This window comes from Kitasatospora sp. NPDC059803, assembly GCF_042732255.1.
Classification (GTDB): Bacteria; Actinomycetota; Actinomycetes; order Streptomycetales; family Streptomycetaceae; genus Kitasatospora.
Genome location: NZ_JBHWIJ010000016.1, coordinates 29075 through 37360, shown reverse-complemented (window position 1 = coordinate 37360; position 8286 = coordinate 29075). Strand labels below are relative to the sequence as shown.

At 70.3% G+C, this 8286-nt stretch carries 7 protein-coding genes; 1 reads left to right on the top strand and 6 read right to left on the bottom strand.

Going from position 1 to position 8286, the window contains the following annotated elements; all coding sequences use genetic code 11:
* Positions 1 to 886 precede the first annotated feature (886 nt).
* On the top strand, positions 887 to 2074 hold the full coding sequence (locus ACFV6I_RS04565; protein WP_380423546.1) for a hypothetical protein: 1188 nt from the start codon (positions 887 to 889) through the stop codon (positions 2072 to 2074).
* Positions 2075 to 2130: 56 nt separating this feature from the next.
* Here the strand turns inward: ACFV6I_RS04565 and ACFV6I_RS04560 are convergent, their stop codons facing one another.
* From ACFV6I_RS04560 to ACFV6I_RS04535, 6 genes are all read right to left on the bottom strand, one after another.
* Entirely contained in the window at positions 2131 to 3450 is a 1320-nt protein-coding gene (locus tag ACFV6I_RS04560; RefSeq protein WP_380423545.1) for a ferritin-like protein, read from the bottom strand.
* A complete protein-coding gene (locus ACFV6I_RS04555) occupies positions 3447 to 4214 on the bottom strand; it encodes a putative DNA-binding domain-containing protein (protein WP_380423544.1) in 768 nt (255 codons plus the stop codon). The genes ACFV6I_RS04560 and ACFV6I_RS04555 overlap by 4 nt, the downstream gene beginning before the upstream one ends.
* A gap of 1 nt (position 4215) precedes the next feature.
* Positions 4216 to 5112 (bottom strand): DUF692 domain-containing protein, encoded by an 897-nt coding sequence (locus tag ACFV6I_RS04550; protein WP_380423543.1) that lies wholly within the window; start codon positions 5110 to 5112, stop codon positions 4216 to 4218.
* Positions 5109 to 5756: a hypothetical protein gene (locus ACFV6I_RS04545; RefSeq protein ID WP_380423542.1), complete on the bottom strand. Its 648-nt coding sequence runs from the start codon at positions 5754 to 5756 to the stop codon at positions 5109 to 5111. Before ACFV6I_RS04545 ends, ACFV6I_RS04550 begins: the two co-directional genes overlap by 4 nt.
* Positions 5757 to 6006: 250 nt before the next feature.
* Complete coding sequence (locus tag ACFV6I_RS04540) at positions 6007 to 7380, bottom strand: histidine kinase dimerization/phospho-acceptor domain-containing protein (RefSeq protein ID WP_380423541.1); 1374 nt, start codon at positions 7378 to 7380, stop codon at positions 6007 to 6009.
* On the bottom strand, positions 7377 to 8063 hold the full coding sequence (locus tag ACFV6I_RS04535; protein ID WP_380368524.1) for a response regulator transcription factor: 687 nt from the start codon (positions 8061 to 8063) through the stop codon (positions 7377 to 7379). Before ACFV6I_RS04535 ends, ACFV6I_RS04540 begins: the two co-directional genes overlap by 4 nt.
* Positions 8064 to 8286 lie beyond the last annotated feature (223 nt).

Sequence of the window (8286 nt, the reverse complement as noted above, 5' to 3'; positions counted from 1 at the left end):
CCGCGGTTGCCCTCCTGCCTGCCGGCTCTTTTGTGCCTCCCCCACCCACCACCCCCCCCGTAAATCCCCCGCCCCCCCGCGGGGTCACGGGGGGCCCCCCCCGGGTCCGCGGACGGTATGGCATCGATCCAGGCCTGATATCGCACGGCCTCGGCTCGCCTTCCCGCCGACCGCGGAGAAGGCATGTCATCGATTCGAAACGACCGAATGCTCGACGCAGCCCCCCCTGGAGCTATCTGCGTCGGCCCGCCCATGCGGCTCCGGCGGATCCCTCGTGGATTCCGGAGCTCCTGCGTCATCGGTCTGTGCCCGCCCCATACAAGGACAGTGGTCGAGGATATGTCAACCACCTTTTCAACCAGGGCTACGAGCTTCACACACCTTCCCCGAAGTGCCGGTCCGAGGCCCGGATCCGCCTTCCTCCTCCGGAATCGCCCGGGCCGAAACCCGTGGCAAGCCGCCCCGCCGTCCGCCGGCCCGGATCCCGGTCCACCGAAGATCAGCAGCTCAGACGGTGGTCGCCGGGATGCCGGCCGACCCCTCGCCGAGGTGCCCGCGGCCGCCCGCACCCCCTGGACGCCGGACGCGCCGCGAAGACACCGCCAACTTCCCGTTGCGCGAATGAACTTGTGATGGCTAGCCTGCTAAAGCGTTTAAGTTCCCATTGGTATGGACCATTTTGGTATGGACCATTTATCTCGCTCTTCCGAGCGCGTCCAGCAGGAGGTGCCCCCTGACCGACTGAACCGCCAGCTCAGGCATCCCGGCAACGGCCGTCCCCCACCGGCCGAAGCTGCTACCCGGCTGGCGGACGCCACCGCGACGGCCCGGGCCGGGGCATGACGGCCCCAGGGCCGAGCGGACGAACGGCGAGGGGTCCGTCGCCATGCCCGTGCGCCGTCCACCGCCCGACCCGGAACGGCGCACGGGCAGGCACGCCCTAACAGCAGGTACCGAGTGGTTCTTCGTCCCGGATCCGGTGGTGACAACGACAGTGCCAGGAAAGAACGAACTCCCGACCGTCCTCCAAAGTGATCACAACACCTATCTGGCCGGCGCGTTACCGCTCTGCGTGATCCTCGCGGACGAGGCCATGAGGCCATGGTTCTACTCGCAGTACATCCAGCTCTATGCCATGGGTTCCGACTCCCAGCAGAAGGCGCCACACCTGGACTTCCACAGCTCACTGACCTGTCGGGAAGTCCTGCACACCCGGACACTGGACCGCGCGGCCGCCGGGCGCATCGGCCGCATCGTTGCGTTCCTCCGAAGCTGTATCGACTCCGGCCGGCACGTCATCGTCTTCGTGGACGACTCCTTCCTGCGGGGGGAGCCGCGTCCCTTCGTCCATGAGCTTCTCGTCTACGGCTACGACGACCGGTCGGAGCAGCTCCGCGTCGTCGGCTTCGGCGGTGCGATCGGACGGCCCGGAAGCCAGCGGTTCCAGACCCTGGAGTTCGGCTACCGGGCTTTCGAGGAAGCCTTCGAACGAGCGCTGTCCCTGACGGCACCGAACTCCGACTTCGCCGCGATCCGCTACCCCGTCCAGCTCCTCCAGCGGGTGCGGACGCGCCCGGCGTTCGATCCCGGGCGGCTGTGGACCGAGCTGTCGAGCTACCTGGAGGCACCCGAGCTGGACATCTTCCGCGCCGGTACCGAGTACTGGTGGTGGTCCCCACCGAAACCCGAGGCCCAACCGCCCGACTTCACCGTCTCGTCGGGGTTCGAGGTCCACGACAGGTTCATACGCCATCTGAAGGCCGTCGAGGCAGGAGACCACCTCATCGACTACCGGCAGTTCCACCTCCTCTGGGAACACAAGACGGCCATCCTGCGTCGACTGGAACACCTTGCCCGGGAGTTCGACCTCCAGGGCGGCCTGGACGACGTGATCTCCGGTTGCCGCCGCCGCGCACAGGAGTTCCTCGACCTCAGGCTCAAGGTCCTGATGGCCCTCAACGGCAGGAGCACACCCCAGGCAATGGCCCAAGGGGTATCCCTCGTCACACGCACTCTCCACGAGGAGCCGGAAGCACTGTCCCGTGTCAGGGACGTCGTGGCCGGCCTGCGCTGAGCGGCTCACGTCACCGAGTCGCGAAGCGGGCGTGCCGGGGCGCCGGTCGCGGTCCGTCAGTTGGGCATCGGGCGCGGGCGGCTGGCGGGGGGATCCGAGGGGATGTCGTCCACGCTGGGCAGGTTCTTCAGGAGCCAGTGGACGCTGTTGTCACCGCCGAGTTCGGGGAAGTCGACGACGGCGGTCTCGCAGAGCCAGAGCAGGTGCTCCTTCATGGTCCGGTGTCCCTTGGCCTTCTGCTCGGCGGCGAAGTCGTAGTACTCGAAGGTGGGAGCGGCACAGGTCCCGTCCCAGGCGGGGTCGTCGCTGCCCGGGGTCGTCATGAGGAGTTCGGCGATGGGGTAGAGCACACCGCTCATCGAGGCGATGAAGGTGCGCTCCAGGTGGTAGCGGGTGTTCCGCTGGTTCGGGTTGAAGTTCGACTGGACGTCGTAGAGCTTGTCGAGCATGGCCAGGGTGTAGCAGTAGGCGGCGTTGAAGAGGACGGCCAGGCCTGCGGCCGGTCCGGAGAAGCCCTTCGCCCGGGGATCGCTGGGGACGTTGCGGACCTGCCCGGTGACCTCGATGCCCTGTTCGATCCTCTTGAACTTCGCGTAGTGCGAGAGCTCGTCGAGGCCGGGGCGCGGGTTGACCGGGTCGATCGGGACGGTGGCCTTCTTCGGGTCCACGCCCTCGCCCTGCTCGACCACCATCTTCAGAGCGGTCTCGGCGGTGTGGAGGTCGGTGATGACCACGGGTTCGCCGCCGCCGTCGTGGTTCCAGTAGGCGCTCTCGTACTGCCAGGGGGCGTTTGCCTTCGCGTACTTCCACACGTCGTCCGGGTCGGCCTCGGTCAGGTGCTTGAGGCCGACTTCGATCGCCTTGTAGAACTGGCCGAGCGTGTTGTACTCGCCCGCTTGCGGCTTCGCCCCCTTCTCGGCGGGCAGTTCCAGCGGCAGGAACACCCGGTTCATCAGATCCTTGCTGCACGGCTCCAGGTGAAGGGTCAGCGGCGGAGTCCGATGGAGCATCAGGCTCGGGTACCTGGTGATGAAGTCCGGGTCGTAGAAGACGATCCGGTCCGCTCCGCCGAGCGCGATGATCAGGTTGCGCACCAGGCACAGGTGCAGCATCTCCTCGATCGCGATGCTGATGATCGTGCGCTGGGCGGAGATTCCCGGGTCCCACTGGCTGTGGCCCTTGGTCCCGATGGAGTAGGCCGCGTACAGGTACATCGGGACGGTTGACAGCTCGACCTGGGCCGCCTGGTACAGGTGGTCGAGCAAGGTGTCGATGTCCTCGATCGGTCGATCGGCCTTGATCGTGCCGATCGGGGTGACCGCGAAGGGGATGTCGGGCAGGCGGCGGGTGGCGGGCTTGGTGGCGTCGGTCGTCATACCTCGGCTCCGTTCGGTTCCGGGCGCTCGGGGCGCGGTGAGGGCGGTGCGGATGGCGGACCGGCCCGGTCGGGGCGGTCGGGGTGCTCGGTGTCGGGGTGCTCGGTGTCGGGATGCTCGGTGTTCGAGGAGGCGAGCAGCGTGCGCCGGACGTCCTCGGTCAGCTCCGTGACGTGGACGCCGTGGTCCCGGCGGCGCAGCACCAGGAGTACGGGGCGTGCGGCCGGCGGCTGCGGGTCCTCGCCGCGGGCCACCGCGGCCGCGTAGCGGTGCACGGGGTGGCGACAGGCCAGCACGCGGCACGCGCGGGCCGGCTCGGCGTCGTACACCTCGGCGAAAGCCCTTTCATATCCCGCGAGTTCGACGATCAGCTGGACCCAGGGGTCGACGTCGTGGCCCGGTGGGTCGAGGTCGGGCCTGGTGGTCGCGAGGTGTGACGCGAAGCCGTCGGCGAAGTGCTCCAGGGTCCAGCTGCGGGGCGGGCAGGTGTTCAGGTACTCGGTGGCGAGCGCGTCGAAGGCCTCCGGCCCCAGGAGTCGGCGCAGGGCGGGGAAGCAGGAGCGCAGGCAGGCCAGCAGGCGCAGCCGGTAACCGCGGCGGTAGATGTCCAGCCGCTCGCCGGCGGTGAGCCGGCCGGACGGTGTGAGCACCTGGGCGGTGGCCGCGCCGCCCGCCTGGTCCGGGCCGATGGCGTGGAGGACGGCGGCCTGCAGCCAGTGCTGGAGTTCGGCCAGGTGCGCCGGCGCTCCTTCGACCGTCGACATGTCAGACTCCCGCCCTGACACGGGCGTTCGGCGGTTCGAGGGCCCGCCGGCGCGCCTTGTCGAGTTCCGCGACCAGTTCGGGGAAGGGCGGCAGGCGGTCGTCCCACTCCAGCAGGGTGGACACGGGCCCGGTCAGCGCGATCGCCGCGTCGTACAGCTCCCACACGGCCGGTGCGACCGGTCCGTCATGGGTGTCGATCAGATGTGTGCCCGCGTCGGTGTGACCGGCCAGGTGGATCTGCACGACCCGGTCGTGCGGGAGTGCTCCGAGGTAGGCGCGCGGATCGGTGTCGTGGTTGACGGCCGACACGTAGACGTTGTTGACGTCGAGCAGGAGCCCGCAGTCGGCCTCGACCGCCAGCCGCGCCACGAACTCCTCCTCCGGCATGGTCGATGCGGTGAAGCCCACGTAGGTGCTGGGGTTCTCCAGCACCAGCGGGCGCTCCAGGAAGTCCTGCACGGTCCTGACCCGTCGCACCAGATGGGTCAACGCGGCCTCGGTGAAGGGGACCGGCAGCAGGTCGTGGGTGTTGAGCCCGGCGACCCCGGTGAAGCACACGTGGTCCGACACCCAGGCGGCGCCCACCGCATCGGCCAGCTGCCGGAGCCTCCTCAGGTAGTCGAAGTCCAGGGGCTCCACGCTGCCGATCGACAGCGACACCCCGTGCATGACCAGGGGGTGCCGCTCGGCGACCCGGTCCAGTACGTGACGCGGGTGGCCGTGGGAGTCGAGGTGGTTCTCGGAGATGATCTCCAGCCACTCGGCGCCCAGCTCATCGCCGAGGTGGTCCAGTACGTACCGGTGGTGCGGGCTGCGCAGGCCGACACCGAACCCCAGGTTCGGCAGGTCGAAGCGGGACACCCGGTCGGCCCGCTCGCCGTGGTGACGCTGCGTCACGCGTTCGCCTCGTCCGACGGCAGCGGGAGCACCTGCGGCTTGCTCCGGTCGAGCCTCTTCTTCCTCCGCTCGGCCTCGTTCACTTCGTACGGCGGGACCAGGTCGTCCGGGTAGCCCTCGCCCGGGGACGGGCCGAACGGGAGGCCGGCGGCGTACATCCGGGCCTCGAACAGCTGGCGGGCGAGCTTCCAGACGCTCTTGCCCTTCAGCGGGCCGCCCGCGAACACCCGGCTGACGTTGATCGGGCTCGCGCAGCTGCCGTTCTGCCGACAGGCCTGGTCGCCCGGCTTGGCGAGTTCCGCGTCGGGGCCGGTGTAGCCGCACCCGCCCTGTCCGCGGCACTCGTTGGCGCCGTGGCACACGTGCAGGACGGTGGCACAGGCTCCCATGCCCGCCATCGGCGCCTTCTCGTCGATGTCGTGGTTCCGGCAGGCGTTCAGGCCCATGCACACATGGAGCTCAAGGGCCTTCTGCAGATCGGCCGCAGACACGCGCGGCCCGCCGGCCTCGTGCGCGGCGTGCCGCAGCGCGATCCCGTCGTCGCCGCCGAGGATCACACGCTCGATCTCCGCCAGCTCCTCGGGGCCCAGATCCCGGAAGCCGTCACCTTCGGCCCCCCTGCCACTGTTCTTCCTGCCACTCACGAGTACCTCCTCGATCGCCTTGGGTCGGGCACCCACCGCGGTGCGATTCCGCCGCGATGTGACGCGATGTGATGTGGCGCGATGTCACACGATGTGACTCGCGCCACAGTCGCCAAGGTCATCACAGTCGGAGGCGGGCCGGATAGCGCCATATGAGTAGTGTGCGAATTATTCCTTCGAAGCGAGCCCCGGGCGCTGCTCGGGGCAGGCGGTTCGGACGCGGCTCTGGTCCGGGGTGCTGCGCGGGCGGCTACGCATCGAGCGGGATGGTGCCGAGGGCGACGGTGAAGCAGGCGCCGCCCTCGGGGCCGTGGCCGTGGACGGTGATGGTGGCGCCGAGCCGGTCGGTGAGGCGACGGGTGATGGCCAGGCCGAGGCCGGTGCCGCCGGGGCGGGTGCCCGCATAGCGGGAGTGCAGGGCGCCGGGTTCGAAGGCAACCCGGATGTCTTCGTCGGTCAGGCCGGGGCCGCCGTCGCGGACCTGTAGCTCGGTGTCGCCGCTGTCCGTTCGGCGCAGGGCCAGCACCACGGGGGCGCCGGGCGGCGAGATCCGCACGGCGTTGCCGATCAGGCCGTCGAGCAGCTGGCGGACCCGGAATCCGTCGGTGACCGTGATCACGGGTTCCCCGGCCGTTTCCACCCGCAGGTGGAGTTCGCTCTGTCGGACCCTCTGGTCCCAGGCTTGCGCGGTCTCACGGACGAGGGCGGTGAGGTCGGTGGGTTCGCGGGTGATGGGGAAGTCGTCGGCGTCCAGGCGTGCGAGTTCGAGCAGGTCGGAGACGAAGCGGTCCAGGCGTTTGGTCTCGGTCAGGAGGATCTGGCCGACCTGGGCCTGCTGCCCGGGTTCGACGACCCCGTCGGTGAGGGCCTCGGCGTAGCCCTGGAGTGCGGTGAGGGGGGTACGGATCTCGTGGGAGATCGAGGTCAGGAAGTCGCGCTGGCGCTGTTCGCTGCGTTCGAGGGCGGCGCCCAGTGCGTTCAGGGCCTGGGCGACGTCACGGGCCTCGGTGGGGCCGTCGGCCTCGCAGCGCAGGCCGCGTTCACCTGCGGCGAGTCGGTGGGCGACACCGGCCGCCGCGACCAGGGGGCGGGCGATGCGGCGGGCCAGCAGGGCTCCGGCGAGGGCGGCTCCGACCAGGCCCGCGACCAGGGGGAGCGTCAGGCTGCCGCGCATCCGGCTGGCCGCCGCATCGACCTCGGTGAACGGCTGGGTCAGCACGACAGCGCCGCCGTTGCTTGCCGGGTGTCCCTGGACGAGTACGCGCTGGTCGCCGAGCGAGGCCGTGGCGGAGAGCGTCCGTCCGGCGAGCAGCGCGTCCCGGTCGGCCGGGGCGACGGCCTTCGCCGCGGGGCCGTCCACGTGTCCGTCGGGAGCGACGACGGCGACCAGGACGCCGGTGGCCCCGGTCAGCCGCTGGGTCTGGTCGAGGAGCAGCACGGACAGGTTGGGAGCGAGGCTGAGCACGGTGGCCTGCCGGGACAGGCGCTCCCGGTACTGGGACTCGGCGTTGGAGAAGGCGGTCTGCCAGGCCGCGACCCCCGCCAGCAGCACGGCGGTGGCTGCCACCACGGTGGCGAGCAGGACCAGGCTGCCGGTGAGTGAGCCCGCGCGCAGGCGCCTCACCGGTCCGGCTCCTGGGCGCTGTAGCCGATCCCCCGCACGGTGCGGATCGGGCTGGCGTCGCCGAGCTTGGCGCGCAGCTGCGAGACGTAGACGTCGACGACCCGGCTGTCGCCGTAGTCGGCCTGCCCCCAGACCTGGGCGCGGAGCTGCTCGCGGCTGAAGACCTGACCGGGCCGGGCCAGCAGGTGGGCGAGCAGGTTGAACTCGGTGGTGGTCAGCTCCAGCGGTTCACCGTCGCAGAGCACCGTGCGGCGGCCGGGGTCCAGGCGCAGCCGGCTGGTGCCCAGGACGGCCGAGACCGGTGGGCCGGCGGTGCGGCGCAGCACCGCCTTGACGCGGGCGACCAGCTCGCGGGGCGAGAACGGTTTGGTGAGGTAGTCGTCGGCCCCGATCTCCAGGCCGAGGATCCGGTCGGCCTCCTCGTCCCGGGCAGTGACCAGGATGACGGGCGTCCAGTCGTCGGCGGCGCGCAGCCGGCGGCAGAAGTCCGTGCCGTCCAGCCCGGGCAGCCCGATGTCGAGAACGATCGCCACCGGCCGCAGCCGTGCCACGGCGGCCAACCCGGCGGTGCCGTCGGCCTCGGTGTGGACGCCGAAGCCCTCGCGGGTGAGGTACAGGCGCTGGAGGTCGGCGATGTGGCGCTCGTCCTCCACCACCAGCACAAGGCCCTTGCTCTGTGTCATCTGTCCGGTGTCACCGCAGTCTCCCTGCGCCGCGGCACCCATCTCGCGGCTGCTTGGCCAGTCGCGCGTGCCACGGCTTCGAACTGCACCGATGCTAACCCGCGGACCGTCACCGTCCGGCGGACCGACGGTGATCCTTACACCGCCCGAACACAGGCCGAACCTTCGCCTTGCACAACGGCGACAGGATGCTTCCGACCTCGCCGACCCGCGGGGTCAGGAC